Here is a 469-nt window from a genome sequence, read left to right on the forward strand (position 1 = left end):
GTCCTCACCGTCGCGACCGGCGGCGCCGGGGCAGGTGTCAAGGGTGCCCGCGTGGTGAAGGAGGCCGCCGACATCGCCTCCGACGCCCGGAGGCTGGAGAACCGCTCACCCGAAGGTACCCACAACCGGCCCGACAGCGAGCGCACCAGCGGAGGCACCGACCCGGTTGACCTCGCATCCGGCCGCATGTTCCTTCCTCAGACCGACGTGAGGCTCCCCGGTGTACTGCCCCTGGCGTTCACGCGTCGCTTCGAATCCGGTTACAGCGTCGGCCGGTTCTTCGGACCCTCCTGGTCCTCAACCGTCGACGAACGTCTGGAGATCGATGCCAACGGTGTCATTCACGTCACCGACGACGGACTGCTCATCACTTACCCCCACCCCCTGCCCGGATTGCCCACCCGCCCGGAATCCGGCACCTCACGGAATTCCCTGAGCCGTGATGAAACCGGCGACTACACCCTCACCG

General features: G+C 67.2%; 1 protein-coding gene. It reads left to right on the top strand.

Translation table 11 applies throughout. From position 1 onward, the window contains the following. Positions 1-469 (top strand): DUF6531 domain-containing protein (locus tag RNB18_RS51475; RefSeq protein ID WP_311720992.1); only part of this gene is annotated, 469 nt, incomplete at both ends.

This window comes from Streptomyces doebereineriae (assembly GCF_031845645.1).
GTDB lineage: Bacteria > Actinomycetota > Actinomycetes > Streptomycetales > Streptomycetaceae > Streptomyces > Streptomyces canus.